At 65.1% G+C, this 24,182-nt stretch carries 28 protein-coding genes; 13 read left to right on the top strand and 15 right to left on the bottom strand.

What is annotated here, in order from left to right:
* The first annotated feature begins 80 nt into the window (after positions 1 to 80).
* From NLM25_RS04650 to NLM25_RS04635, 4 genes are all read left to right on the top strand, one after another.
* Positions 81 to 830, top strand: a complete 750-nt coding sequence (locus tag NLM25_RS04650; RefSeq protein WP_007605089.1) for a F0F1 ATP synthase subunit A — start codon at positions 81 to 83, stop codon at positions 828 to 830.
* A 53-nt stretch (positions 831 to 883) separates the two neighbouring features.
* Entirely contained in the window at positions 884 to 1,114 is a 231-nt protein-coding gene (locus NLM25_RS04645; protein ID WP_007599451.1) for a F0F1 ATP synthase subunit C, read from the top strand.
* A 66-nt stretch (positions 1,115 to 1,180) separates the two neighbouring features.
* Positions 1,181 to 1,747, top strand: coding sequence for a F0F1 ATP synthase subunit B (locus NLM25_RS04640; protein WP_254115459.1), 567 nt, complete (start codon positions 1,181 to 1,183; stop codon positions 1,745 to 1,747).
* A 5-nt stretch (positions 1,748 to 1,752) separates the two neighbouring features.
* Entirely contained in the window at positions 1,753 to 2,238 is a 486-nt protein-coding gene (locus NLM25_RS04635) for an ATP F0F1 synthase subunit B (protein WP_254115457.1), read from the top strand.
* A 208-nt stretch (positions 2,239 to 2,446) separates the two neighbouring features.
* Here NLM25_RS04635 and NLM25_RS04630 read toward each other — a convergent pair whose 3' ends face one another.
* The 5 genes from NLM25_RS04630 to NLM25_RS04610 all read right to left on the bottom strand — a co-directional run bounded on the left by NLM25_RS04630 (position 2,447) and on the right by NLM25_RS04610 (position 7,756).
* Positions 2,447 to 3,097: a hypothetical protein gene (locus NLM25_RS04630; RefSeq protein ID WP_254136216.1), complete on the bottom strand. Its 651-nt coding sequence runs from the start codon at positions 3,095 to 3,097 to the stop codon at positions 2,447 to 2,449.
* Between the two features lie 121 nt (positions 3,098 to 3,218).
* Complete coding sequence (locus tag NLM25_RS04625; RefSeq protein WP_254115453.1) at positions 3,219 to 3,806, bottom strand: GNAT family N-acetyltransferase; 588 nt, start codon at positions 3,804 to 3,806, stop codon at positions 3,219 to 3,221.
* A 39-nt stretch (positions 3,807 to 3,845) separates the two neighbouring features.
* Positions 3,846 to 5,135 carry a pitrilysin family protein gene (locus NLM25_RS04620; RefSeq protein WP_254115451.1) on the bottom strand — a complete coding sequence of 430 codons (1,290 nt, stop codon included), beginning with the start codon at positions 5,133 to 5,135 and terminating at the stop codon, positions 3,846 to 3,848.
* A complete protein-coding gene (gene thrC, locus NLM25_RS04615) occupies positions 5,132 to 6,550 on the bottom strand; it encodes a threonine synthase (RefSeq protein ID WP_254115449.1) in 1,419 nt (472 codons plus the stop codon). The genes NLM25_RS04620 and thrC overlap by 4 nt, the downstream gene beginning before the upstream one ends.
* 561 nt (positions 6,551 to 7,111) lie before the next feature.
* A complete protein-coding gene (locus NLM25_RS04610) occupies positions 7,112 to 7,756 on the bottom strand; it encodes a response regulator transcription factor (protein ID WP_254115447.1) in 645 nt (214 codons plus the stop codon).
* A gap of 86 nt (positions 7,757 to 7,842) precedes the next feature.
* On the opposite strand from NLM25_RS04610, the gene NLM25_RS04605 reads away from it, so the two are divergent.
* Positions 7,843 to 9,177: a histidine kinase gene (locus NLM25_RS04605; protein ID WP_254136215.1), complete on the top strand. Its 1,335-nt coding sequence runs from the start codon at positions 7,843 to 7,845 to the stop codon at positions 9,175 to 9,177.
* Here the strand turns inward: NLM25_RS04605 and NLM25_RS04600 are convergent.
* The 9 genes from NLM25_RS04600 to coxB form a co-directional block, all read right to left on the bottom strand.
* Positions 9,174 to 9,539, bottom strand: a complete 366-nt coding sequence (locus NLM25_RS04600) for a nuclear transport factor 2 family protein (RefSeq protein WP_254136214.1) — start codon at positions 9,537 to 9,539, stop codon at positions 9,174 to 9,176. The two genes, NLM25_RS04605 and NLM25_RS04600, sit on opposite strands and share 4 nt — an antisense overlap.
* Before the next feature lie 116 nt (positions 9,540 to 9,655).
* Positions 9,656 to 10,408 carry an SURF1 family protein gene (locus tag NLM25_RS04595; protein WP_254115441.1) on the bottom strand — a complete coding sequence of 251 codons (753 nt, stop codon included), beginning with the start codon at positions 10,406 to 10,408 and terminating at the stop codon, positions 9,656 to 9,658.
* Entirely contained in the window at positions 10,405 to 10,806 is a 402-nt protein-coding gene (locus NLM25_RS04590; protein ID WP_254115439.1) for a DUF983 domain-containing protein, read from the bottom strand. Before NLM25_RS04590 ends, NLM25_RS04595 begins: the two co-directional genes overlap by 4 nt.
* A 111-nt stretch (positions 10,807 to 10,917) precedes the next feature.
* Positions 10,918 to 11,814, bottom strand: a complete 897-nt coding sequence (locus NLM25_RS04585) for a cytochrome c oxidase subunit 3 (RefSeq protein WP_212485618.1) — start codon at positions 11,812 to 11,814, stop codon at positions 10,918 to 10,920.
* Between the two features lie 79 nt (positions 11,815 to 11,893).
* Entirely contained in the window at positions 11,894 to 12,547 is a 654-nt protein-coding gene (locus tag NLM25_RS04580) for a cytochrome c oxidase assembly protein (RefSeq protein WP_254136213.1), read from the bottom strand.
* 5 nt (positions 12,548 to 12,552) lie between these two features.
* Positions 12,553 to 12,729 carry a CoxF protein gene (locus tag NLM25_RS04575; RefSeq protein WP_254115435.1) on the bottom strand — a complete coding sequence of 59 codons (177 nt, stop codon included), beginning with the start codon at positions 12,727 to 12,729 and terminating at the stop codon, positions 12,553 to 12,555.
* The gene (locus tag NLM25_RS04570; RefSeq protein ID WP_254115433.1) at positions 12,726 to 13,670 is read right to left on the bottom strand and encodes a heme o synthase; all 945 of its coding nucleotides are present in this window, start codon (positions 13,668 to 13,670) and stop codon (positions 12,726 to 12,728) included. The genes NLM25_RS04575 and NLM25_RS04570 overlap by 4 nt, the downstream gene beginning before the upstream one ends.
* A 61-nt stretch (positions 13,671 to 13,731) precedes the next feature.
* Positions 13,732 to 15,348 (bottom strand): cytochrome c oxidase subunit I, encoded by a 1,617-nt coding sequence (ctaD, locus tag NLM25_RS04565; protein ID WP_254115431.1) that lies wholly within the window; start codon positions 15,346 to 15,348, stop codon positions 13,732 to 13,734.
* Positions 15,349 to 15,436: 88 nt separating this feature from the next.
* Positions 15,437 to 16,279, bottom strand: coding sequence for a cytochrome c oxidase subunit II (gene coxB, locus NLM25_RS04560; RefSeq protein ID WP_254115429.1), 843 nt, complete (start codon positions 16,277 to 16,279; stop codon positions 15,437 to 15,439).
* Positions 16,280 to 16,725: 446 nt separating this feature from the next.
* Here coxB and NLM25_RS04555 point away from each other — a divergent pair, with 446 nt between their 5' ends.
* The 6 genes from NLM25_RS04555 (at position 16,726) to NLM25_RS04530 (ending at position 21,516) form a co-directional block, all read left to right on the top strand.
* Positions 16,726 to 17,259 carry an invasion associated locus B family protein gene (locus tag NLM25_RS04555; RefSeq protein ID WP_254136212.1) on the top strand — a complete coding sequence of 178 codons (534 nt, stop codon included), beginning with the start codon at positions 16,726 to 16,728 and terminating at the stop codon, positions 17,257 to 17,259.
* 82 nt (positions 17,260 to 17,341) lie between these two features.
* Entirely contained in the window at positions 17,342 to 18,223 is an 882-nt protein-coding gene (locus NLM25_RS04550; RefSeq protein WP_254136211.1) for a GyrI-like domain-containing protein, read from the top strand.
* A gap of 164 nt (positions 18,224 to 18,387) precedes the next feature.
* Complete coding sequence (gene tldD / locus NLM25_RS04545; RefSeq protein WP_254136210.1) at positions 18,388 to 19,815, top strand: metalloprotease TldD; 1,428 nt, start codon at positions 18,388 to 18,390, stop codon at positions 19,813 to 19,815.
* Entirely contained in the window at positions 19,812 to 20,588 is a 777-nt protein-coding gene (lepB, locus tag NLM25_RS04540; protein WP_254136209.1) for a signal peptidase I, read from the top strand. The genes tldD and lepB overlap by 4 nt, the downstream gene beginning before the upstream one ends.
* A 10-nt stretch (positions 20,589 to 20,598) precedes the next feature.
* The gene (locus NLM25_RS04535; RefSeq protein WP_254136208.1) at positions 20,599 to 20,940 is read left to right on the top strand and encodes an MmcQ/YjbR family DNA-binding protein; all 342 of its coding nucleotides are present in this window, start codon (positions 20,599 to 20,601) and stop codon (positions 20,938 to 20,940) included.
* Positions 20,941 to 20,949: 9 nt separating this feature from the next.
* Positions 20,950 to 21,516, top strand: a complete 567-nt coding sequence (locus tag NLM25_RS04530; protein ID WP_254136207.1) for a nucleotidyltransferase family protein — start codon at positions 20,950 to 20,952, stop codon at positions 21,514 to 21,516.
* On the opposite strand, the gene NLM25_RS04525 is transcribed toward NLM25_RS04530, so the two are convergent.
* On the bottom strand, positions 21,517 to 22,380 hold the full coding sequence (locus tag NLM25_RS04525; protein WP_254136206.1) for a LysR family transcriptional regulator: 864 nt from the start codon (positions 22,378 to 22,380) through the stop codon (positions 21,517 to 21,519).
* A gap of 99 nt (positions 22,381 to 22,479) precedes the next feature.
* On the opposite strand from NLM25_RS04525, the gene NLM25_RS04520 reads away from it, so the two are divergent.
* Both NLM25_RS04520 and NLM25_RS04515 read left to right on the top strand, forming a co-directional pair.
* A complete protein-coding gene (locus NLM25_RS04520; protein ID WP_254136205.1) occupies positions 22,480 to 23,388 on the top strand; it encodes a DMT family transporter in 909 nt (302 codons plus the stop codon).
* A gap of 12 nt (positions 23,389 to 23,400) precedes the next feature.
* Positions 23,401 to 24,174, top strand: coding sequence for an MBL fold metallo-hydrolase (locus NLM25_RS04515; RefSeq protein WP_254136204.1), 774 nt, complete (start codon positions 23,401 to 23,403; stop codon positions 24,172 to 24,174).
* Positions 24,175 to 24,182 lie beyond the last annotated feature (8 nt).

The raw sequence follows: 24,182 nt of genomic DNA, 5'->3' as shown, positions 1-24,182 counted from the left end.
GGCCTTGCCGGTACGGGCCGGCCCGGCCGGCAGACCGAGACCCGCCGGCATTGCCCGGCAGACCAAGAGATGCCGCGCTGATGAAAATCGACCCGATCCACCAGTTCAACATCGAGCCTCTCTTCACCCTGGGCCATATCGGCAATCACACGATCGCCTTCACCAATTCGTCGCTCTACATGCTGGTGGCGGTCGCGATCATCTCGATCCTGATGCTCGCCAGCGGCACGCAGCTGGTTCCCGGGCGCCTCCAGTCGGTCGCCGAGATCTCCTACGAATTCGTCGCCTCGACCATCCGCTCGACGGCCGGCGCGGAAGGCATGAAGTTCTTCCCGCTGATCTTCTCGCTGTTCATGTTCATCTGCGTCTCGAACCTGGTCGGCATCATCCCCTACACCTTCACGATCTCGAGCCATCTGATCGTGACGGCAGCGCTTGCGCTTTTGGTCTTCTTCACCGTCCTGATCTACGGCGTCGCCAAGAACGGCCTGAAGTTCTTCTCGATCTTCGTGCCGCACGGCGTCCCCGGCTACATCCTGCCGCTGGTGATGTTCATCGAGATCCTGTCGTTCTTCCTGCGGCCGGTCTCCCACAGCGTCCGTCTGTTCGCCAACATGCTGGCCGGCCACATCGCGCTGAAGGTGTTCGCGGGCTTCGTCGCCATGCTCGGCTTCTCGCTCGGCGCCCTCGGCTGGGTCGGCGGCGTGCTGCCGCTGGCCCTCACGGTCGCGCTGTACGCGCTCGAGATTCTGGTCGCGTTCCTGCAAGCCTATGTGTTTGCGATCCTGACCTGCATCTACCTGAACGACGCCATTCATCCGGGACACTGAACGGTCCGGGGAATTTCCACCCACAACCCAATCTTTCTTCCAAGGAGTCTAAAATGGATCCGGCAGCAGCAAAACTTATCGGCGCGGGCATCGCGTGCATCGGCATGGGCGGCGCGGGCGTCGGCGTGGGCGTGATCTTCGGCAACTACCTCGCCGCAGCCGTTCGCAACCCCTCGGCCGCTCAGGGCCAGTTCGGCAACCTGATCTTCGGCTTCGCCGTGACCGAAGCGCTCGGCATTTTCTCGCTGCTGATCGCGCTGCTGCTGCTGTTCGTTCCGCTCTGAGGACGACGTTTTTCGCGCCGTTCCATTCCATTGGAACGGCGCGTGTGACCGCAACAGGAGAACTCCGTGGCTGAAAGTCATGGCGGCGCAAAAGGTCCGGCGGCGGGCGCTCACACCGAGGCTGACGGTGGTCACCACGGTGGCGGGTTTCCGCCGTTCGAGAGCAGCAATTACGCTTCACAGCTGGTGTCGCTCGCGATCTTCTTCGTCCTGCTTTACGTGATCGTGTCCAAGCTCGCTCTGCCGCGCGTCGGCGGTGCGATCGAGGCACGTCAGAACAAGATCGAGGGTGACCTCGCCGAAGCGCAGAAGCTGAAGGATCAGTCCGACGCGGCGCTGAAGGCCTATGAGAGCGAGCTCGCTTCGGCGCGCACGCGGGCACAGGCGATCGGCAACGAATCCCGCGACAAGGCGAATGCGCAGGCGGAAGCCGAGCGCAAGGCGCTGGAAGAACAATTGGCGGCCAAGCTCGCCGAGGCGGAGAAGACCATCGCCTCGACCCGCGCCACCGCCATGAGCAACGTCCGCGGCATCGCGGCCGATGCGGCAGGTCAGATCGTGCAGCAGCTCACCGGCGTCGTTCCCGACGCTGGGTCGGTCAATGCCGCGGTCGATGCGTCCCTGAAAGGTTAGTCGAGATGTTCTTCGATCCTGAAACCTGGGTCGCCATCGCCTTCGTGATCCTGATGGTCGTGTTCGGCTATCTCGGGGTCTTCAAGTCGGCGATGACGGCGCTGGATCATCGTGCCGCCCGCATCAAGGCCGAGCTCGACGACGCGACGCGCCTCAAGCAGGAAGCGGCCAAGGTGCTCGCCGACTACAAGGCGCGCAGTGCCACGGCCGAGCGCGAGGCTGCCGACATCATCGCCAACGCCAAGTCCGAAGCCGAGCGCATCGCGACCGAGGCCAAGGCGAAGATGGAAGACTTCGTCGCCCGCCGCACCAAGACCGCGGAGAGCAAGATCGCGCTCGCCGAGGCCCAGGCGCTGGCCGATGTTCGCGCCGCAGCCGCGGAAGCCGCCGTCCAGGCCGCTTCCACGATCCTGTCGCAGTCGGTCAAGGGTCAGGTCGCCGACGATCTGCTCGCCAAGGGCATCACCGAGGTCCGGCAGAAGCTGAACTGAGGGTTTCGCCTTCATCAATCAAAAAGCCGGCGCGATGAGCGCCGGCTTTTTTGTTTGGCGATCTGTAGCCACATATCGGATGTCATCACCCGCGAAGGCGGGTGATCCAGTACGCCGCAGCTTCTCGATTCCAGCCTCGCTGCCTCGGAATACTGGATTGCCCGCCTTCGCGGGCAATGACGGCTGAGATTACCGCGCAACCTCGCGCCTACTTCTTCTTCCGCGCCTTCGGCTCGGGTGACAGCGCCTGCGGGTCGAAGCCGACATAGAAGATGTAGGAATCGGCATCCTTGGCCGGGGGCACCGGATAGGCCAGATCCTCGGCGATGAAGGTAAAGGGCACGCTGCCGCCCTCGGTCATCTCGACCGTGGTCCGGTAGGCCTTCGAGGCGATCACCTTCTCGCCGACGCCGCCGTGCACGACGGCAATACGCAACGGCACCTCGACGGTGGCAGGCGCACCGGCAGGACCGGCGATGACGCGGCCCTGGATGCCGATCCGGGCCGTGATGCCGGCGCTGCTGCGGGTACATTCGCGCGCCATCTTGGTGATGGAGGCCTGGAAACGGATCTCATTGCCGGCGGCTGGCTTGCCGGCGGCGCCAACCGCGTAGGTCGAGGCTCCCGCGCGCACCGTGACCTGCGGGCAATCGAGGTCGTCCTCGGCCGGCTGACCGGGCGCAGGTGCCGGCTTTGGCGGCTCGGGCTCGTCAGACTTGCCGCCGAACAGGCTCTTGAAGCGGTCGGTGAGCGACTGGGCCGCCACCGGCGAGACCGTGGCGAGCACGACCGACAGCGCCAGCGCAATGCCCGTTCCCCGCCGCAACGCATTCCGCGATGACCGAAGCTCCTGCACCATCAACGCCCGTACTCCATGACAATTATCCGGCCGATCGCCGGCCGGGAATGCGCGTTATATCGTCAAAATCGGCGAACCCAAGGCAAGACCAGAGAGACTTTGGTCACATGAATGGAGGGGCTCAGCCGCGGAAATCCTCGTGCAGCAGGCCGAACAGCAGATGGTCCTGCCAGACCCCGTTGATGCAGAGATAGCGGCGCGCCAGGCCCTCGCGGGAGAAACCGCACTTCTCCAGCACCCGGATCGACGGCGCATTGGTGGGGATGCAGGCGGCCTCGACCCTGTGCAGATTGAGCTCGCCGAACAGCGTCGGCAGCAGCACCCGCAGCGCCGCCGTCATGTAGCCGCGATGGGCATGAGGCTTGCCGACCCAATAGCCGATGGTGCCGGCCTGCACGATGCCACGGCGCACATTGGCGAGCGTGATGCCACCGACCATAGCACTGTCGAGCTCGCGGAAGATCAGAAACGGATAGGAGCGGTCCGCGGCGATGTCCTCGGAATAGCGGCGCAGGCGCCGGCGGAAGCCCGAGCGGGTCAGATCGTCCGACGGCCAGATCGGCTCCCAGGGCGTGAGGTAGTCGCGGCTGGTCTCGCGCAAATGGGCCCATTGCAGAAAGTCCGACATCTGCGGTGCGCGCAGCAAGAGCCCATTGCCGCGCGGCGCGAGGGCGGCGGGTCCACTGGATGGCAGGCGAAAGAGGGCCATGGTGATGCTTCCCGGGGCAAATCAGCCCGTGCGCGGCTCCTAATGCAACCGCGCCTTGGCACGTGCCCGGGTCAATCCTTCCGCAAAAGACACCGCCGTGTCCAGACCCCTGCCACTGCCCAATGCAACAACTGCAGGGCGGCTCCGCGAAAGCAGTGCACGCGCCGCATCCCGGGTTGATTCGACGCTGACCGCGTCGATCCTGGCCACCAGTTCCTCGACCGTCTGCGGCCGGCCATAGGCCAGCACATGCCGGGCAAGCTGCTCGGCGCGGGAGGAGCAGCTCTCTAGCGCCATCAAGAGGCCCGCCTTCATCTGCGCCTTGGCCCGCGCGATCTCGGCCTCGGTCAGCGTCTCCACCGAATCATTCATGATGTCGACCACGACCTCCATCATCTCCGGCGCGTCGGCAGGATCGGTGCCGGTGTAGAGGCCGAAGAAGCCGGTGTCGGTATAGGGCGCGTGGAACGAGTAGATGGAGTAACACAGGCCGCGCTTCTCGCGCACCTCCTGGAACAGCCGCGACGACATCCCGCCGCCGAGGATGTTGGTGAAGACCTGCAGCGAGAACAGCGACAAATCGCTCTGCGGCACGCCTTCCAGCGCCAGCGTCAGATGCGCCTGCTCGAGCTCGCGATGCACCACCTTGGCGCCGCCCTTGCCGAACTGGGCTGCCTGCGGCTTCGGACCCGGCGTCCCCTCAAAACTCGCAAAGCGCCGCTCAACCTCGGCGACGACCTGCTTGTGATCGACCGCGCCGGCTGCCGCCACCACCATGTCGGGACCGCGATAATGCGTCGACAGATAGCCGCGCAGCATGTCGCGGTTGAAGGCGCGCAAGGTCTTGGCGGTGCCGAGCAGCGAGCGGCCCATCGGCTGGTCGGGATAGCAGAGCTCGTTGAGATGCTCGAACACGACGTCGTCGGGCGTGTCCTGCGCCGCGCCGATCTCCTGCACGATGACGTTCTTCTCGCGCTCGAGCTCATCGGGCTCGAAGGCAGGATTGGCGAGGATGTCGGCGAGCACGTCGAGCGCGAGCGGCACGTCGGCCTTCAACACCCGCGCATAGTAGGACGTGGTCTCGGTCGAGGTGCCGGCATTGAGGTCGCCGCCGACCGCCTCGATCTCCTCGACGATCTCGCGCGAGGTGCGCTTGGTCGTGCCCTTGAACGCCATGTGCTCGAGCAGATGCGAGATGCCGTGCTCGTTCGGCTTCTCGTCACGCCCGCCGACGCCGGCCCAGACGCCGAGCGCCGCGGTCTCGAGATGGGGCATCTTGTCGGTGACGACGGTCAGGCCGGAGGCAAGCTTGGAAATCTCGACGCTCATCCGGCAACTCCCTGTTTCGCGGCGCGGCTGACCGACAGCACGAACCGCTCGACCTCGGCCTGATCGTTCTTCATCACCTTCATGTGTTCGGATTTGGCCATCAGACCGTCGAGCCAGGCGGGCAGTTGCGGCCGCTGGCCGCAGGCCGCTTCGACCGCATCGGGGAATTTGGCCGGATGGGCGGTGGACAGCACGATGCTGGGAACCGTCGTGTCGGTGGTATCGCGGTCCGCGACGGCAAGCGCGACTGCGGTGTGGGGATCGACCAGCTCGCCCGCCTCGCGCCAGGCGGCGCGGATCGCAGCCGCAGTTTCGGTCTCGTCGGCACGGCCGGCGTCGAACTCTTCACGGATTGCCGCCAGCGTCGCGTCGGGCAGCACGAAGCGCCCCGACTGCTTCAGCGAGTCCATCAGGCGGCGCACGCCAGCCGCATCGCGCCGGCCGGCCTCGAACAGCAGCCGCTCGAAATTCGAGGAGATCTGGATGTCCATCGAGGGCGACGCCGTGGCGTGCACCTCGCGCACCTCGTAGATCCCGGTCTTGAGCGTGCGCGCCAGGATGTCGTTGACGTTGGCGGCGATGCGCAGCGTGCGCACCGGCAGCCCCATGCGCTTGGCGACATAGCCGGCAAAGATGTCGCCGAAATTGCCGGTCGGCACGACGAAATCCACCGTGCGCGCCGGCGCACCGACGGCAACGGCGGAGGTGAAGTAATAGACCACCTGGGCGACGATGCGCGCCCAGTTGATGGAATTGACGCCGGAGAGCGCGGTCGCATCGCGGAAGCGATGGTTGTTGAACATCCCCTTCACGAGCGCCTGGCAGTCGTCGAACGTGCCTTCGATGGCGAGCGCATGGACGTTGGCCGCGCCCGTCGAGGTCATCATCCGCCGCTGCACCTCGGAGATGCGGCCGTGCGGAAACAGCACGATGAGGTCGACATTCTCGAGCCCTGCGAAGGCTTCGACCGCAGCGCCGCCGGTGTCGCCTGATGTCGCGACCACGATGGTGGTGCGCTGGCCGCGCTTGGCGAGCACGTGGTCCATCAGCCGCGAGATCAGCTGCATCGCCACATCCTTGAAGGCGAGCGTCGGGCCGTGGAACAGCTCCAGCACGAACTGATGCGGCGTCATCTGGCGCAGCGGCACCACCGCCGGATGGCGGAAGGTGGCATAGGCCTCATTGGCCATGCGGCCGAGTTCGGCATCCGTGATCTCGCCGCCTGTAAACGGGCGGATCACGTCGACCGCGACCTCCCAATAGGGGCGGCCGAAGAAGCCGGCAATGGCATCCGTCGAGAGCTGCGGCCAGGTCGCCGGCACATACAGGCCGCCGTCGCGGGCAAGCCCGGTCAGCATCACGTCACAGAAGCCGAGTTCTGGGGCCTCGCCCCGGGTCGAGATATAGCGAGTCAAACTGCCCTCCAAAGGCCGGCCGGCCCTGAGCCAGATCCATAAGCCTTTGATTTCACGAAACTACTTGATAACAGCCAGAGGCGTTGGGCCACCATAAAGTGTTTTGCGGGATCGGGAAACCGCTTCCGCCTGTGCGCCGCTCAACGAAAAAGGGCTGCGGCGACGCCGCAGCCCCTCTCTTGGAAGGTCTGTCGTTGATATGTGCAGACCCGGTTTGCCTCGTGCGGGTCGCCGACCCGCCAAAACTGTTCCCGCAAGCTTTCGTCGCCTGTCACGAAATCGTCAAGGGCGAAAACGGCGGGCGCGAGAAAATGTTCCTATTTTTCCCGACGCGTTTCGGCTCTGGCCAACGCTCCCAAGCTGCCCCTCGTCGCATGTTACCATTCTTTCCCTAAACCGCCGGTCGGCCGGGAACGAACGCCACCTCGGTCCATTGTGTCGGCGGATGGTGTCGGCGCTGTCCATGCATTGCCCGGCTGCACGCCGAGACCGATCCGCCCCGCCGAACCGGCTGCATCCTGGAGCAGCCGGTTCGGTGCTCCGGCCGTCAGTGCCCGGGCGTCAGCTCATCCCGATTTCCACCGCGATCCTGATCAGGTCGGAATGGTTTTTGGCGCCAAGCTTCTGCTTAAGCAGCGACGTCGTATTGGCGACCGTCTTGTAGGAAATACCGAGTGCCTCGGCGACCTCGACGATCTTGTCGCCACGGCCGAGCAGGCGGAGAATTTCGAGCTCCCGCGGCGTCATCTGCGAGGCCGGATTGGCCTTGATCGCGGCACCGGAGAACGTGACCGCCTCCGCGAGCTGCGGCGAGATGAAATTGTCGCCCGCGACCACCTTGCGCACCGCCTTGAGCAGAATCCGGGGATCATCGCCCTTGGAGACATAGCCCTGCGCGCCGAGCTCGACCGCCCGGACCACGAAGGCCGGATCGTCGTTCATGCTGAACATGATGATCTTGGCATCGGGGTCGTCCTTGCGGATCCGCCGCATCAGCTCGAAACCGGAGACGTCGGGCAGGCTGATGTCGATGACGGTGACGTCGGGCCGCTTGCTGACATAGGCGCGATGCCCGGATTTGGCGTCGGTCGCCTCGTCGATACGGATCGAGTGGTCGGACGCGAAAAGGGTGCGGCATCCTGACAGCACCACGGGATGGTCGTCGACGATCAGAACTCGGGTCGCCGGCTTGGCGGTATCTTGCATTGCGCGCTCTCTTGTTTTTCGACTCATAGACCGGCGGGAACAAATGGAAAGAGCAAATCCCGTCAATGCGCGTTAGAATTGACCTAATGTGGCAACGACTCTCGTTCAGAACGCAATTGTTTCTTCCTCTCGGCTTGAGCTTCCTTGCCGCGCTGGTCATGGGCGGCGTGCTGCTCCAGACCTTCGCGACGGGCCAGCTTGCCGACGAGAATGAGCCGGGCCGGCGCTCGACCCGGACCGTCGCCGCGGCGCTCAACAACACCCTGAGGGCCTCGGACGACCCGCGGAAGATGCTCGATGCATTTGTCCATTCTTTGGACAGTTCCTCGGATATTCAATTCCATTCGGTGGAAGCGGGTCCCGCGGCCCCGGCGAAGGGCGGCCTGCGCGATCTGCATGGCGTGCCGCAATGGTTCGTCGACCTGATCGTCATCCCCGACATGGACGCGGCATCTCCTGTCATCATAGACGGCAGACGCGTCGGCGACATCGTGTTCGTGCCCGACCTGTCAGCCGACCTGTTCGAGAAATGGATCGGCTTCCTGGCGCTGACGAGCCTCATCGCCCTGCTGATGGTCCTGACCGGGACGATTGCCTATCTCTTTGCGGGATCGGTGCTGCGTCCCCTGCAAGATCTCGGCGCGGGCCTCACGCGAATCCGGCGCGGCGATTATGCAACGCCGATCCCGGTCGCAGGACCGCCGGAGATCCGGCAGAGTTGCGAGGAAGCCAATGCGCTGGCGATGACACTCGCACAATTGAGTCAGGACAACCGCGACCTGATGCACCGCCTGGTGTCGCTCCAGGACGATGAGCGGCGCGATCTTGCGCGCGAGCTGCACGACGAGCTCGGACCGCTCCTGTTCGGCATCCGCGCCGGCGCGATCGCGCTGAGCGAAGCCTCGTCGGGAAATCCCGGCAACCCGGCGCAGGAGGTGATGCGATCGGTCGAGGCGCTCCAGCAGACCAACCGCCGCATCCTCGACCGGCTGCGGCCGCTCTACATCGAGGAATTGGGGCTCAAGACCAGCGTGCAGACGCTGCTCCAGAACTTTCGCAGACAAGCGCCGCATGTCAACCTGACGGCCACGATCGATCCTGGTCTGAACGAGATCGACGGACCGCTGGCCCAGACCGTCTATCGCCTGATCCAGGAGGCGCTGACCAACGTGCTACGCCACGCCGCGGCGAACAATGCCCATGTGCAGGCGACCATTGCGGGCGAGGTGCTCACGATCGAGATCTCCGACGACGGCGGCGGCTTTCCCGAGGGCAACGTCTTCGGCCGCGGCCTGACGGGCATGCACGAGCGCGTGCGCGCGCTCAGCGGATCGCTGTCACTGCTGCGCGCGGACGAACGAACCTATGTACGCTGTTGCCTGCCGGTCGGGATGGTGCGAGACGAGCCGGCATCCGGCTAGCACGCACCGTCGGCATGGGGAGTCTGCCGTGCCGGCTCGTACAGGGTGCTGTAGATCTTGCCTTCGGGGCTGAAGCGGAACGAGGCGTGGATGCGCAGCGAACCCGCGACGGAATATTCGAGATCGATGCCATGCGGCACTGGATTGATCTCCTCCAGACCGAAGCCTGCCGACGAGAAGGTGCTGAGCCGCGGTCCCCAATAGGTTTCGAGCTCGCCTCGTCCGCGATAGTGGCGCGAGCCGTTACACATGCATTCGACCCGGGCGTCGTCCGCATAGAGGTCGAGCAGCGTCGCGAGGTCGCCCTTCCGGCAGGCATCCACCCAGTCGACGACAATTCCCATCTGGTCGAAATCGCTCACACCAAAATCCTGTCTGCCGCAAAAATTTGCGTGCGGGTTAAGACCACCCTCGTGAATTTGCGCTGAATAATAAACCCCGGGCGATACCGGGTTCCTCCCGGGAACCTGCGGTCAATTCAGGCCGGGCGTCGTCCCCTCGCCCAGACGCCGAACGCGATCAGCACCGCGCCCGCGAGCGCGAACCAGGTGATGGCGTATTGCAGGTGATCGTCCTTCAGATGCACGTCGAGCGGCCCCGGACGCGGAATGCCGTTCTCGGGTACGGGTTGCTCGAGGTCGACGTAGAACGGTGCGACCGTGCCCCAGCCGAGCGCCCGGGACATGGCGAGATGATCGCGAGTGAACCACAGCCGTTTGTCGTGCTCTGCGTCGGGCATGAGCACGCTGGCCGCTTCGGGGAAACGGACGTAGCCGGTCAACGTCGCCGGCTTGTTGGTAACGAGCCGCGCGACCGCCCGATCCTGCAGGGCGCGGTCCTGTTTGGTGTTCGGCACGAAGCCCGCGTTGACCGCGACCATATCGCCGCCGGGCAGCCGTGCGGGAAGGAAAGCCCAGGTGCCGGGACCGGAAATATCGGAGCGGATGGCAGAGCCGGAACTGTAGACCATCGCATCCAGACGGGACTCGTAGGTCGCCGTAAAAGTGACCCGGCGGAATTCGTCCCGCTCCGGCGTCAGCGTGCTCCACTGCGACGGCGGCGGCAACGCAACCGGTGCCGCCGCGAGGCGCTCGGTCAATGCTGCGATCAACTGATGTTTCGCGACGCGGCGCTGCAATTGCCAGGCACCGAGCGCGACGAACACCGCCGTCAGGAAAAGCGTGAACAGCGCGAAGCCGGCCACGCGAGGCTTGCGCGCGGTCTCGTTCATTTCGCGCGGTCGACCAGCCGGCCGGGCGCCGCCTTGTGATGGAATTGCAGCGCGATCAGCAGCGACTTCATCGCGCGCAACGGCAATAGCGTGGTGGCGAGGATCAGCGGCAGCCACAGCGCGGCATGCAGCCAGTACGGCGGCTGGTATTTGACCTCGACGATGAGCGCGCACGCAACGACGATCCCGCCGGCCAGCATGATGATGAAGATCGCAGGACCATCGCCGGTATCGATGAAGGCATAGTCGAGGCCGCAGCGGTCGCAGGACGGCGCGAGCGTCAGGAAGCCCGCATAGAGCTTGCCCTGGCCGCAGCGTGGGCATTTGCAGGCAAGCCCGCGCATTGCGCTTTGCAGGACGGTGGTCTGGGGCTCGGACGTGCCGGCGGTGTCGTTCATGTCGCGGACTCTAGCACAGTTTCCGCCAAGGCTTCTTTCAGCAAGGCTTCCGGCGGACGAAAAGCGAAAGGGCGGCCCTGCGGCCGCCCTTTCTGATTGATCAGTCGCGGCTCAGTGCGCGCCGTGGGCCATGGTCTCGGCGCCGTGTCCCCACACGTAGATGCAGAGGAACAGGAACAGCCAGACCACGTCGACGAAGTGCCAGTACCAGGCGGCGAACTCGAAGCCGAGGTGCTGGGTCGGCGTGAAGTGGCCGGCATAGGCGCGGAACAGGCAGACCAGCAGGAAGATGGTGCCGACCAGGACGTGGAAACCGTGGAAGCCGGTCGCCATGAAGAAGGTCGCGCCATAGACGTTGCCGCCGAACGAGAACGCCGCGTGGCTGTACTCATAGGCTTGCACGCAGGTGAAGAGCGCGCCGAGCACGACGGTGAGGATCAGGCCGTACTTCAGGCCCTGGCGATCGTTCTCGAGCAGCGCATGATGCGCCCAGGTCACGGTGGTGCCTGACGTCAGCAGGATCAGCGTGTTCAGGAGCGGCAGATGCCAGGGATCGAAGGTCTCGATGCCGTGCGGCGGCCAGGTACCCGGAACGGAGCAGGCGCCGGCCGCGGTGCCGAGGCCGCAGCCGAAGACGGCGTCGCGGGTGGCGTGGACGGCGTCGGCCGGAAACAGCGCCGCGTTGAAATAGGCCCAGAACCAGGCGACGAAGAACATCACTTCGGAGGCGATGAACAGGATCATGCCGTAGCGGTGATGCAGCTGCACGACGCGGGTGTGGTCGCCCTTGTACTGGGCTTCCTTGATCACGTCCGCCCACCAGCTCGCCATGGTGTAGATCACGCCGACGGTCCCGACGCCGAAGATGATCGGCGCGGCCGAGAACATGTGGTGCATCCAGGTGATCGCACCGACCGCCATGATGAAGGCCGAGATGGAGCCGACGACGGGCCACGGAGAGGGATCGACCAGGTGGTAGTCGTGATGCTTGGTGTGCGCCGTTGCCATTTGCGGTCTCTCTCCTCAATCCCGTGCCTGTCCGGCACTTATCCCCTTGTGTCCAACCCGCTGAGCGTGAGCCCGGCGATCAGAGATTTCCCTTGCGTTTGTCGTCTTCACCCGATGCCAGCGGCTTCACCACCGGATCCTTCACCGGATAGAACGTGTAGGACAGCGTGATCGTGTTCAGCCCGTCGTTCTCGTGGTCGTCGGCAATCGACGGATCGACGTAGAACACGACCGGCATCTCGCGCTTCTCGCCCGGCGCCATGGTCTGCTCGGTGAAGCAGAAGCAGTTGATCTTCTGGAAGTAGGAGCCGACCGTCAGCGGGGCGACGTTGTAGGCGGCCTGGCCCGCGGTGGTCCGCGCGGCCTGGTTGGTCACGGTGTAGAAGACGGTCACGACCTGGCCGATATTGACCTCGATCTCGTTCTGCTCCGGCTCGAACTTCCAGGGCAGTCCGGGCGCGACATTGGAATCGAAGCGCACCGCAATCTTCCGCGCGATCGGACCGGTCGCAGGGGCAGCGGTCGCGACCTGGGTCGTGCCATTGAAGCCGGTGGCGCGGCAGAACCAGTTGTAGAACGGCACCGCCGCGTAGGAGGCGCCGACCATCAGCGCGACCACGCCGCCGCAGATGGAAGCAACAACCACATCGCGACCCAGCCCGCGGCTCTTGGCCGGCGTGCGATTGGCCGGCTTGGCGCTGACGTCCTGCGATATGGTCGGCTTCTGATCCATCTTCCCTACATCGGCCGGACTAGCACCGCCGGTCCCTTGACCATGGTGACGGCAAAGAACAGCACCACGAGCACGCCGAGCGCCAGCGCGATCGCGACCGAGCGGTGGCGACGGCTCTTCTTCTGCGCCTCGGTAAGGACGATTCCATCTGGCTCGGGTTTGTCGGCCATCGCTGCGATCATGCGCCCCCAACCATCGGAGCAAGCGCCCGGAACACGACCTCGGCCAGCAGGGTCGCGAACAGCGCGAACAGATAAAAGATGGAGAAGGCAAACAGCTTGCGGGTCGCGCGCAGCGACTGGCTGCGCTCGCGGCGCATATAGACGTTGATCGCGAGCACCAGCATGCCGGCACCCAGGATCAGCGAGACCACGCCGTAGATCGCGTCGAAATAGCCGAGCGCCCAGGGCGCGGCGGCGACCGCGATCAGCACGATGGTGTAGAGCAGGATCTGGAGACGCGTCGCGTCGGGACCGGCGACGTTGGGCAGCATCGGAATGCCGGCACGCGCGTAATCGTCGGAGCGGAACAGCGCCAGCGCCCAGAAGTGCGGCGGCGTCCAGAAGAAGATGATGGCGAACAGCAGCAGCGGCTCGACGTCGACCGTCCCTGTGACCGCGGCCCAGGCCACCACCGGCGGCAGCGCGCCAGCGGCGCCGCCGATCACGATGTTCTGCGCGGTCCGGCGCTTCAGGCCCATCGTGTAGATCACGACGTAGAAGAAGATGGTGAAGGCGAGCAGCGCGCCCGCGATCCAGTTGACGAGAATGCCGAGCGTCATCACCGAGAAGAAGGACAGCGTCAGGCCGAACGCCATGGCTTCAGGGCGGGTGATGCGGCCGCGCGGAATCGGCCGGTTCGCCGTGCGTGACATCTTGGCGTCGATGTCGCCTTCCAGCGCCATGTTGAGCGCGCCGGACGCACCGGCGCCGACGGCGATGCAGAGCAGCGAGGTGATCGCCAGCACCCAGTGGAAATGCCCGGGCGCCATCGCCATGCCAACCAGCGCGGTGAAGATCACCAGCGACATCACCCGCGGCTTCAGCAGCGCGATGTAGTCGCCAACCTCCGCCTCGGAGATGCGGGGATTGATGTCGATGGCGTTGTGGTCGAGGACGGACACTAGTTTTGACTCGCTTCGTTATAGAGCCGCGGCGCCCGTCACGGGCGCCGCGAGCGTTGGCTTACTGCACGCGGGGCAGCACTTCGAACTGGTGGAAGGGCGGCGGCGAGGACAGGGTCCATTCCAGCGTGGTCGCACCTGCACCCCACGGATTGTCGCCGGCCGGCACCTTCTTCATGAAAGCGTCGAGCACGCAGTAGAGGAAGATCAGCACGCCGAAGCCGGAGATGTAGGAGCCGACCGACGAGACCAGGTTCCAGCCCGCGAACGCATCGGGATAGTCGACGTAGCGGCGCGGCATGCCCGACAGGCCGAGGAAGTGCTGCGGGAAGAACACCAGGTTGACGCCGACGAAGGTGACCCAGAAATGCGCCTTCGCGAGCGTCTCGTTGTACATGTAACCCGACATCTTCGGGAACCAGTAGTACCAGCCGGCGAAAATCGCGAACACCGCACCGAGCGACAGCACGTAGTGGAAGTGCGCGACGACGTAGTAGGTCTCCTGGAGCACGCGGTCGACGCCCGCGTTCGCCAGCACGACGCCGGTGACGCCGCCGACCGTGAACAGGAAGATGAATCCCACCGCCCAGATCATCGGTGCGCGGAATTCGATCGAGCCGCCCCACATCGTGGCGATCCACGAGAAGATCTTCACGCCGGTCGGAACCGCGATCACCATGGTGGCAGCGACGAAATAGGCCTGCGTCGCCGAGGACATGCCGACCGTGTACATGTGGTGCGCCCACACCACGAAGCCGATGCCGCCGATCGCGACCATGGCGTAGGCCATGCCGAGATAGCCGAACACGGGCTTGCGCGAGAAGGTGGAGATGATCTGGCTGACCATGCCGAAGCCGGGCAGGATCAGGATGTAAACCTCGGGGTGACCGAAGAACCAGAACAGATGCTGGAACAGCACCGGGTCGCCGCCGCCGTCAGGCGCGAAGAAGGTGGTGTGGAAGTTGCGGTCGGTGAGCAGCATGGTGATCGCACCGGCGAGCACCGGCAGCGACAACAGCAGCAGGAACACCGTCACCAGGATCGACCACACGAACAGCGGCATCTTGTGCAGGGTCATGCCCGGCGCGCGCATGTTGAAGATGGTGGTGATGAAGTTGATGGCGCCGAGGATCGACGAGGCGCCCGCCAGATGGAGCGAGAGGATCGCGAAGTCGACGGCCGGGCCCGGATGACCGGAGCTCGACAGCGGCACATACATCGTCCAGCCGGCGCCGACGCCGTTGGCACCCGGCTCGCCCTCGACGAAGGTCGACATCAGGAGCAGCGCGAAGGAGGCCGGCAGCAGCCAGAACGAGATGTTGTTCATGCGCGGGAACGCCATGTCGGGCGCGCCGATCATCAGCGGCACGAACCAGTTGCCGAAGCCGCCGATCATCGCGGGCATGACCATGAAGAAGATCATGATCAGGCCGTGAGAGGTCACGAACACATTGTAGGTGTGCGTCTCGTGGAAGATCTGCACGCCCGGATACATCAGCTCGGCACGGATCGCGATCGACATCGCGGCGCCGATGACGCCGGCGATGACCGCGAAGATCAGGTACATCGTGCCGATGTCCTTGTGGTTGGTCGAATAGACGTAGCGCCGCCATCCGGTCGGATGGGCGTGCTCGTGGTCATGCGCGTGATCGCCGTGTGCCGCTGCGCTCGTTGCCATTTTCAAATCCTGCCTTGCGTCCCGTTCGGACCCTTTGGAGGTCCCGCCCTTTATGTCGCTTTCAGTCCCTCGAGCCTTGCCCCGGCGCTTACTGCGTCGGGCCGGCCGCGGAGGCGAAAGTGCTGGTGCCGCCGCTCGCAAATTTCTTCTTCGCCGTTTCAACCCAGGAGGCGAATTCCTGGTCCTCCACCACGCGAATCGCGATCGGCATGAAGGCGTGGTCCTTGCCGCAGAGCTCCGAGCACTGGCCATAGAACATGCCGGTCTTGGTAGCCTTGAACCAGGTCTCGTTCAGCCGCCCCGGAATGGCGTCGATCTTGACGCCGAAAGCCGGCAGCGCAAAGGCGTGAATCACGTCTGCGCCGGTAACCTGGACACGAACCACCTTGTTCACGGGCACGACCATCTCGTTGTCGACACCGAGCAGCCGGGGCTGCTTGTCCTGGGCCATCAGCGAGTCGAACTCGAACTTGCCGTTATCGGGATAGGCGTAGGACCAGTACCACTGCTTGCCCGTGGCCTTGATGGTCAAATCCGCCTTCGGCACGTCGAGCTCGAGGAACAGCAGGCGGAACGACGGCACCGAGATACCGACCAGGATCAGCACCGGAACGAGCGTCCACGCAACCTCGATCAGCGTGTTGTGGGTGGTCCGCGACGGCACCGGATTGGCCTTCGCGTTGAACTTCATGACCACGATCACCAGCAACGCCAGAACGAACAGCGTGATCAGCGTGATCAGCACGAACAGGAAGTTGTGGAACCAGACGATGTTGTCCATCACCGGGGAGGCGGATTGCTGAAGCGTCCACTCCCATGGCGCCGGTTGCCCGAGCTCGGCGGCAAATGCCAAACCGCCCGTCGCCAGCGTCAGACCCGCCACGGCCAATCCCAGCAAGTGCCGGCCGACCCGGCCCATCGACATCCTCATGCCGTCGCGCTCCCCTTACGAAATCACCCCAAGTGCATTCCCCTGTTCGCGGGAAACGCTTATTCGATTCGTCCGCCTGACAAACCGCCACGCAAGAATACCTCTAAGAGGAATTGGGGCCAGATCGCTAGAACGCCGAAATCAAGCCTCTCAAACCATAATTCTTGATCTATCGCAATGCAGTCTTGAGGCCTGTCTGCCAGCGATCACCCGCAAGATATTTCCTAGTAAGATCAGACAAAAATACCGTTTCCCGGGATGCCGCGGCTTGACAGCGGAATTGCTCGCGGTAGGCACTGGCAGGCAGCCGCGCAGGAACCTGATTCGTGCGGGCGACGGCGATGTGGGCGGCGCGGAATTTGCTTGCGAATCACCTTCAAGACGCCGTCATTCCCGTATCAGTCCGCCAGGTGCGAGCGATCCAGGCGAGCAGAGGGACCGACCCGATGGGGTTTTCGAGATGCATGGCAAGGCAGGCTAGCGGCCTCACGGTTCTGGCGGCCCTGCTGGCGGCGGTCGTCGTCCTGACGCTGCCGGGCCCCGCCCATGCGCAGGGCGCGGTGCGCTCCGTCCATGGCGACTGGCAGATCCGCTGCGACACCCCGCCGGGCGCCCAGACCGAGCAATGCGCCCTGATCCAGAGCGTGGTGGCCGAAGACCGCTCCAATGCCGGCCTGACCGTGATCGTGCTCAAGACCGCCGACCAGAAGAGCCGGCTGATGCGGGTGGTCGCCCCGCTCGGCGTGCTGCTGCCCTCCGGCCTCGGGCTGAAGCTCGACAACCAGGACGTCGGCCGCGCCGGCTTCGTCCGTTGCCTGCCCAATGGCTGCGTCGCCGAGGTCGTCATGGACGACAAGCTGCTCGGCCAGCTCCGCACCGCCAAGACCGCCACCTTCATCATCTTCGAGACCCCGGAAGAAGGCATCGGCTTCCCGCTCAGCCTGAACGGGCTCGGCGAGGGCTACGACAAGCTGCCGTAGGGCTGTCCCGCCGAACCGCAATATCGGTCGAGCGCGCCATATCCGTGACCGCCTAACTGGTGTCGCCACGGAGGAAGGGACGATGAAGGCGGCACTCGAACACTACCATGCCCGGATGCAGCGCGTGCTGGATCACATAGACCGGCATCTTGACGGTGATCTGGAGCTGGACACGGTGAGTGGCGTTGCGGCCTTCTCAAAATTTCACTTCCACCGGCAGTTCACGGCGACCTTCGGGCTGTCCGTGCATCGCTATGTCCAGCTTGCCCGTATGAAGCGCGCTTCGTACCGGCTGGCTTACACGGACGCCCAAAGCGTCACGGACATCGCGATGGATGCCGGTTACGATGCACCGGATGCCTTCGCCCGCGCCTTTCGGCAACGGTTCGGGCAATCGCCTTCGTCGTTCCGGAAGTCTCCCGACTGGGAGCCGTGGCTTGCGGCCTTCGGGCCTCTCGACAACGCGAGGAACAAGCTCATGCAGAAGACTTTTACCCCCGACGAGGTGACGATCCGCGACGTGCCCGCAACGCGGGTGGCGATCATGGAGCATCGGGGCGACCCGGCGACGCTCGGCGCAACCATCCGGCGATTTATCGCGTGGCGCAAGGCCGCTGGCCTTCACCCCAGCACAAGTCCGACCTTCAATGTCTGGTACTCCGAGCGGCGCCCCGTGCCGCCTGCCGAATATCGCATGGACCTTTGTGTCGGGACCGATCAGCCGATCGCGGCGAACGGCGAGGAGATCAAGGCCGGCGAGATCCCGGGCGGACGCTGCGCCGTGCTGCGCGTCGTCGGCTACACCGACAATCTGGAGCCCGCCGCGCTCTACCTTTATCGCGACTGGCTTCCCGCCAGCGGCGAGGAAGTGCGGGATTTCCCGATCTATTGCCAGCGGCTGAGCTTCTTCCCGGAAGTGCCGGAGCACGAGACGGTCGCGGAGTTGTTTCTGCCGCTGAAATAGCGCCTCGAACGGTGGAGCGCTCATGGCCGCGCGCTCCACCCGGCCTGGTGTCATCACGCCCGGCCACCCTATCCTATCGTTTCCGTAATGTGACGGCGCGCCCCCTCGCGGAACCGGTCCGAAACCATTATCTTGCCCTACATCTTCCGATAATGGACGGACGCATGACCAATCCAGCCACAACCTCCCTGCTCGACCGCGCCAATCTCGACCGCGACCAGGTTCGCAACGAGCTCGTACGCGGGCTTGCCGGTGCCGACGACGGCGAATTGTTCCTGGAATACAGCCAGACCGAAGCGCTGATGTTCGACAATGGGCGGCTGAAGCAGGCGACCTACGACACCTCGCAGGGTTTTGGCTTACGCGCGGTCAAGGACGATGCCGTGGGCTACGCTCACTCCTCCGACGTGTCGTTGCCGGCGCTGATTCGCGCCGCCGACGCGGTGGCGGCCGTGCGTGGCGGCTACTCCGGCAGTTTTGCCGCGCCGCCCCCACACACCAATGTGCGGCTTTATGCCGACGACAATCCGCTGGACGCGCCCGGCTTCGAGACGAAAGTCAAACTGCTCGCCGAGATCGACGCCTATCTGCGCGACAAGGATCCGCGGGTGCGGCAGGTCAGCGTCAGCCTGGGCGCGACCTGGCAGGTGGTCGAGATCCTCCGTCCTGACGGCGAGAGCTATCGCGACATCCGCCCGCTCGTGCGCGTCAACATCTCCGTCGTCGCCGGCCAGGGCGACCGCCAGGAGAGCGGCAGCAAGGGCTATGGCGGCCGCGCCGGCTATGCCGAATTCATCGAGACCAGGTCCTGGCGCGACGCCGCCGACGGCGCGCTCCGCGAGGCCTTGGTCAATCTGGAATCGATCCCCGCCCCTGCCGGCGAGATGGACGTCGTGCTCGGCGCAGGCTGGCCCGGCGTGATGTTGCATGAAGCGGTCGGCCATGGGCTCGAAGGCGATTTCAACCGCAAGAAGACGTCCGCGTTTGCCGGCCTGATGGGCCAGCAGGTCGCGGCCAAGGGCGTCACCGTGGTCGATGACGGCACCATCGCCTCGCGCCGCGGCTCGCTGTCGATCGACGACGAGGGCACGCCGACCAACCGCACCGTGCTGATCGAGGACGGCATCCTGGTCGGCTACATGCAGGACCGCCAGAACGCGCGGCTGATGAACATGAAGCCGACCGGCAATGGCCGCCGCCAGGGCTATGCCCATGTGCCGATGCCGCGCATGACCAACACCTACATGCTCGCGGGCGACCGCGACCCGGCCGAGATCCTTGCCTCCGTGAAGAACGGCGTGTTCGCCGCGAATTTCGGCGGCGGTCAGGTCGACATCACCTCGGGCAAATACGTCTTCCAGTGCACCGAGGCCTACAAGATCGAGAACGGCAAGATCGGCGCGCCGCTCAAGGGCGCCATGCTGATCGGCAACGGGCCGACCGACCTGCATCGTATCCGCATGATCGGCAACGATCTCGCGCTCGACACCGGCATCGGCACCTGCGGCAAGAACGGCCAGGGCGTGCCCGTCGGCGTCGGCCAGCCGTCGCTCCTGATGGAACGCATTACGGTGGGTGGAACGGGCGCATGAGCGTTGAGAAAGTAACTGTCACCCCCAAGCGGAAGAGCAGCGGCTGGGCGGGGCAACTCATGCAGCTCGCCGGCATCGTCGCCGCCGTGTTCATCGCCAAGGGCGCGCTCGCCGAGCCGTTCTACGTGCCGTCGGGCTCGATGGAGCCGACACTGCTGATCGGCGATGCGCTGCTCGCCTCGAAATTCCCCTATGGCTACGGCACCTCGTCGCTGCCGATCCAGATCAACCTGCCCGAAAGCGGCCGTGTCTTCGCGGAGACGCCGAAGCAGGGCGACGTCGTCGTGTTCCGCTGGCCCGGCGATCGCTCTCAGGCCTGGGTCAAGCGCGTCGTCGGCCTGCCCGGCGACCGCATCCAGATGCGGCAAGGGCAGCTCTTCATCAACGACCGCCCCGCCGAACTGAAGCCGGATGGCGTCGGCGCCGCCGAGGACGACAATGGCGGCAGCGAGCCCGCCTATCGCTATATCGAGACGCTGCCGAACGGCGTGTCGCACCTGATCTTCAAGATGCGCGACAACGGCCCGCTCGACAACACGCCCGAGGTGACGGTCCCGGCCGGCCATCTCTTCGTGCTCGGCGATAACCGAGACAATTCCGCGGACAGCCGCGTGCCCCTGCGCTCCGGTGGCGTCGGCCTGCTGCCGATCGACAATCTGGTCGGACGGGCGGATGCCGTGCTCGGCTCCTGGGATCTCGGCATGCGCGGCCAGCCGGTGTGGACCTGGCTCTCGGGCTTCCGGCTCGCGCGGTTCTTCACCGCCGTGCACTGACGGCGGTCCCATGACCTTCGACGACGTCAGAAACTTCGCGCTGACGTGGCCGGAGGTCGAGGACGGCACCTCCTACGGCACGCCCGCACTGAAAGTGCGCAAGAAGCTGCTGGCGCGTCTGAAGGAGGACGGCGACAGTCTCGTCGTCCCTGACGTGCCCATCGACGAGCGCGCCATGCTGGTCGAGAGTCAGCCAAGGATCTTCTATTTCACCGATCATTATGCCGACTACCCGATCGTGCTGATCCGCCTGTCGAAGGCCAAGCGCACGATCGTCGAGCCGTTCCTGCGGCGGCGCTGGCGTGGCCTCGCCTCGAAGGCGGCGCGCACCGCGTTCGACGCGAGCACGTGAATAGCCGCGATGGATCAGGACCGCTTTCTTGCGCTGGCGCTGAAGAACCCCGTCAACGTCGTGATCATCGACGAACTGGCGCGGCTCGCGTTGCCCGATGCATGGCTGGTGTCGGGATGCCTGGTGCAGACGGCGTGGAACGTGCTTACCGGTCGCACGGTCGATCACGGCATCGCCGATTATGACGTGTTCTATTTCGATCCTGATACGTCATGGGAGGCGGAGGATGCGGTGATCCGCACACTGCATGCGCGGTTCGGACATCTCGGCGTCAAGGTCGAGACCCGCAACCAGGCGCGCGTGCATCTGTGGTATCCCGGCAAGCACGGCCTGCCCTATCCACCCCTGACCTGCTCGACCGACGGCATCGACCGCTTCCTCACGCAGAACACGCAAGTCGGCGTGAGACGCGCTCGCGACGGCTTCGAGGTCTACGCACCGCACGGTTTCGACGACATCGCGGGATTGATCGCGCGGTCCAACCCGGGGCCAAATTTTTCAGCGGCGAATTACGCGGAGAAGGCCGCGCGATGGAAGGCGTTGTGGCCGGAGATCACGGTGATTCCGGCGGAGTGATCACGCCGCCTTCGCCTGCACGTTCTCGCAGAACTCCGCGAGCCGATCCGCAAGCCGCAGCGTTGCAGGGCTGGCGCCGGGCGAAGCCATCAGCGCCACTTCGGTCCGGTTGATCGGCTCGAAACCGTCCTTCGCCGTCAGCACGCGGTGGTCGGACTGGATCGACATCTCCGACAAGATGCTCAGCCCCATGCCGGCGGCGACCGCAGCCTGGATGCCTGCGAGGCTCGATGACGAATAGGACATGTGCCAGGCGCGGCCCGCGCTTTCCAGCGCGTGGATGGCACCGGCGCGGTAGAGGCAGCCAAGCGGAAATCCGATCAGCGGCACCGACGGCGCGTTGACGTCAACCGGATGGCTTTTGCTGGTAACCCAGTGCACCCGCTCCGGCCACACCGCGATGGCGCCTTTCGCTCCGGCCTCGCGCTTGAACAATGCGAGGTCGAGCTCGCTGCGTTCGAGGTCGCGAGAGAGGTTCTTGCTCTGGTCGGCGCGCACATCCAGCCGCACGCCCGGATGCGAGCGCGAGAACGCGCCCAGCAGCTTCGCGAGACGATAGGCCGCAAAATCCTCAGGGATGCCGAGCCGGATCGCGCCTTCGCTGTCGGGCTCGCGGAGCACGTCGCGCGCCTCCTCGGCGAGCGTCAGCAGCCGGCGGGCGTAGGACAGCAACCGCTCGCCGGCCTCGGTGGGGCGCACGTCCTTGCCGTCACGGTGCAGCAGGACCTGGCCGACGTCCTCCTCCAGCCGCTTGATCTGCTGGCTGACGGTCGACTGCGTGCGGTGGACGCGCTCGCCGGCACGGGTGAAGCCGCCGGCCTCGACCACCGAGACGAAGCTGCGCAGGAGCTCCAGGTCGAGCATGGCTCGCCTCCATTCGAAAATCCACTGAATGGAAGTTAATCATTTAATTTCCAAATGACAAGCCTGCTCCCTAGATCGAGGGCTCAGGAGAATGCCCAGATGTCCCTCGCCCCCTCGATGTCCATCCCCCGCAGCCGCTTCAACGCGCTGCCGTTCGCTATCGGCCTGTTCTGCCTGCTCTGGAGCTACGCCTTCGTCGCCGGCAAGATCGGCGTCACCCATTGCCCGCCGCTGATCCTGCTCGCCGCGCGCTTCTCGCTCGCCGGCATCCTGATCCTCGGCGCCACGCTGGTTCGCGGTGACTGGTCGTTGTCCTGGCGCGATGCCGCGATCTTCGCCGTGCTCGGGATTGCCAACAACGCGCTCTATCTCGGGCTCGGCTACACCGGCCTGCAATCGGTTTCGGCCGGCCTCGGCGGGCTGATCGTCTCGGCCAATCCCGTGTTCACCGCCGCGCTCGCAGCGCTTTTGCTCGGCGAAGGCATGACCTGGCGCAAGGCCAGCGGCCTTCTCCTTGGCATCATCGGCGTGACGGCGATCGTCTGGCATCGGCTGTCGGTCGGCACTGATTCCCTGCACGGCATCGTCTTCACCCTGGCCTCGCTCGCCTCCATCGTCGCCGGCACCATCCTGTTCAAGCTGCTCGCGCCAAAGGGGTCCCTGTGGATCGGCAATGGCGTGCAGAATCTCGCCGCCGGCATCGTGCTGACGCCGGTCGCGTTCACCTTCGCTGACGTCCACGCGATCGATTTCACCCCGGGCCTGGTCGGCGCCTTCGCGTTCCTCGTGCTCGGCGGCTCGATCCTCGCCTACTGGCTCTGGTTTCATCTCCTGAAAGTGTGTGGCGCCACCGCCGCCAGCGCCTATCATTTCCTGATGCCGCCGCTCGGCATGCTGTTCGCCTACATCGTGCTCGGCGAGCATGTCGAGGCGCGCGACCTGCTCGGGATCGTTCCTGTCGCACTCGGCATTTATCTGGTGACGCGCCCCGCAAAGCCGGTCGCGTAGGAGGAGTTCATCATGCCCATTTCCATCACCCTGATTGGCGGCCCGACCGCGCTGATCGAGATCGACGGCTTCCGCCTGCTCACCGATCCGACCTTCGATGCTCCCGGCGCCTACCAGCTGCCGCATGTGAAGCTGGAGAAGACGATCGGCCCCGCGATGAAGGCCGACGCAATCGGGCCGGTCGATGCCGTGCTGCTCAGCCACGACCAGCATTCCGACAATCTCGATAATTCCGGCCGCGAATATCTGCTCAAAGCCAAGCGGGCGCTGACGACGGAGGCTGGCGCCAAGCGCCTCGGCGGCCACGTCGAAGGGCTCGCGCCCTGGGCGACCGCGCATCTGAAAGATCGTGACGGCAACGCGCTGACGATTACCGCGACGCCTGCGCGCCACGGCCCGGCCGGCATCGAGCCGCTGTCCGGCGACGTGATCGGCTTCGTGGTGTCGTCGAGCCGCGAGGACACGGGCGCGGTCTATATCAGCGGCGACACCACCTGGTTCGACGGCGTTGCCGAGGTGGCGCGCCGCTTCAAATGCACCGTAGTGATGCCGTTCGCGGGCGCCGCGCAGACGCGCGGGCCGTTCCATCTCACGATGGACACCAACGACACCATCGAGACGGCGCGCGCCTTTCCGGATGCGATGATCGTGCCCGTGCACACCGAGGGCTGGGCGCATTTCCGCCAGAACAGCGAGGATCTGCGCAAGACCTTTGACGTGCTCGGCTTCGGCACGCGGCTGCGATTGCTGGAGCCCGGCGTACCGACGGTGATCGAGGCGCCGTAGCTGTCACC

This window comes from Bradyrhizobium sp. CCGB01, assembly GCF_024199795.1.
Classification (GTDB): Bacteria; Pseudomonadota; Alphaproteobacteria; order Rhizobiales; family Xanthobacteraceae; genus Bradyrhizobium.
This window is presented reverse-complemented; position numbering and strand designations above follow the sequence as displayed.

What these genes read in the sequence shown, in the direction of transcription:
- NLM25_RS04650 (WP_007605089.1), top strand. Translation starts at nt 81, where the DNA reads ATGAAAATCGACCCGATCCACCAGTTCAACATCGAGCCTCTCTTCACC.
- NLM25_RS04645 (WP_007599451.1), top strand. Translation starts at nt 884, where the DNA reads ATGGATCCGGCAGCAGCAAAACTTATCGGCGCGGGCATCGCGTGCATC.
- NLM25_RS04635 (WP_254115457.1), top strand. Translation starts at nt 1,753, where the DNA reads ATGTTCTTCGATCCTGAAACCTGGGTCGCCATCGCCTTCGTGATCCTG.
- NLM25_RS04630 (WP_254136216.1), bottom strand. Translation starts at nt 3,097, where the DNA reads ATGGTGCAGGAGCTTCGGTCATCGCGGAATGCGTTGCGGCGGGGAACG.
- NLM25_RS04625 (WP_254115453.1), bottom strand. Translation starts at nt 3,806, where the DNA reads ATGGCCCTCTTTCGCCTGCCATCCAGTGGACCCGCCGCCCTCGCGCCG.
- NLM25_RS04620 (WP_254115451.1), bottom strand. Translation starts at nt 5,135, where the DNA reads ATGAGCGTCGAGATTTCCAAGCTTGCCTCCGGCCTGACCGTCGTCACC.
- NLM25_RS04610 (WP_254115447.1), bottom strand. Translation starts at nt 7,756, where the DNA reads ATGCAAGATACCGCCAAGCCGGCGACCCGAGTTCTGATCGTCGACGAC.
- NLM25_RS04605 (WP_254136215.1), top strand. Translation starts at nt 7,843, where the DNA reads ATGTGGCAACGACTCTCGTTCAGAACGCAATTGTTTCTTCCTCTCGGC.
- NLM25_RS04595 (WP_254115441.1), bottom strand. Translation starts at nt 10,408, where the DNA reads ATGAACGAGACCGCGCGCAAGCCTCGCGTGGCCGGCTTCGCGCTGTTC.
- NLM25_RS04590 (WP_254115439.1), bottom strand. Translation starts at nt 10,806, where the DNA reads ATGAACGACACCGCCGGCACGTCCGAGCCCCAGACCACCGTCCTGCAA.
- NLM25_RS04585 (WP_212485618.1), bottom strand. Translation starts at nt 11,814, where the DNA reads ATGGCAACGGCGCACACCAAGCATCACGACTACCACCTGGTCGATCCC.
- NLM25_RS04580 (WP_254136213.1), bottom strand. Translation starts at nt 12,547, where the DNA reads ATGGATCAGAAGCCGACCATATCGCAGGACGTCAGCGCCAAGCCGGCC.
- NLM25_RS04575 (WP_254115435.1), bottom strand. Translation starts at nt 12,729, where the DNA reads ATGATCGCAGCGATGGCCGACAAACCCGAGCCAGATGGAATCGTCCTT.
- ctaD (WP_254115431.1), bottom strand. Translation starts at nt 15,348, where the DNA reads ATGGCAACGAGCGCAGCGGCACACGGCGATCACGCGCATGACCACGAG.
- coxB (WP_254115429.1), bottom strand. Translation starts at nt 16,279, where the DNA reads ATGAGGATGTCGATGGGCCGGGTCGGCCGGCACTTGCTGGGATTGGCC.
- NLM25_RS04555 (WP_254136212.1), top strand. Translation starts at nt 16,726, where the DNA reads ATGGGGTTTTCGAGATGCATGGCAAGGCAGGCTAGCGGCCTCACGGTT.
- NLM25_RS04550 (WP_254136211.1), top strand. Translation starts at nt 17,342, where the DNA reads ATGAAGGCGGCACTCGAACACTACCATGCCCGGATGCAGCGCGTGCTG.
- tldD (WP_254136210.1), top strand. Translation starts at nt 18,388, where the DNA reads ATGACCAATCCAGCCACAACCTCCCTGCTCGACCGCGCCAATCTCGAC.
- lepB (WP_254136209.1), top strand. Translation starts at nt 19,812, where the DNA reads ATGAGCGTTGAGAAAGTAACTGTCACCCCCAAGCGGAAGAGCAGCGGC.
- NLM25_RS04535 (WP_254136208.1), top strand. Translation starts at nt 20,599, where the DNA reads ATGACCTTCGACGACGTCAGAAACTTCGCGCTGACGTGGCCGGAGGTC.
- NLM25_RS04530 (WP_254136207.1), top strand. Translation starts at nt 20,950, where the DNA reads ATGGATCAGGACCGCTTTCTTGCGCTGGCGCTGAAGAACCCCGTCAAC.
- NLM25_RS04525 (WP_254136206.1), bottom strand. Translation starts at nt 22,380, where the DNA reads ATGCTCGACCTGGAGCTCCTGCGCAGCTTCGTCTCGGTGGTCGAGGCC.
- NLM25_RS04520 (WP_254136205.1), top strand. Translation starts at nt 22,480, where the DNA reads ATGTCCCTCGCCCCCTCGATGTCCATCCCCCGCAGCCGCTTCAACGCG.
- NLM25_RS04515 (WP_254136204.1), top strand. Translation starts at nt 23,401, where the DNA reads ATGCCCATTTCCATCACCCTGATTGGCGGCCCGACCGCGCTGATCGAG.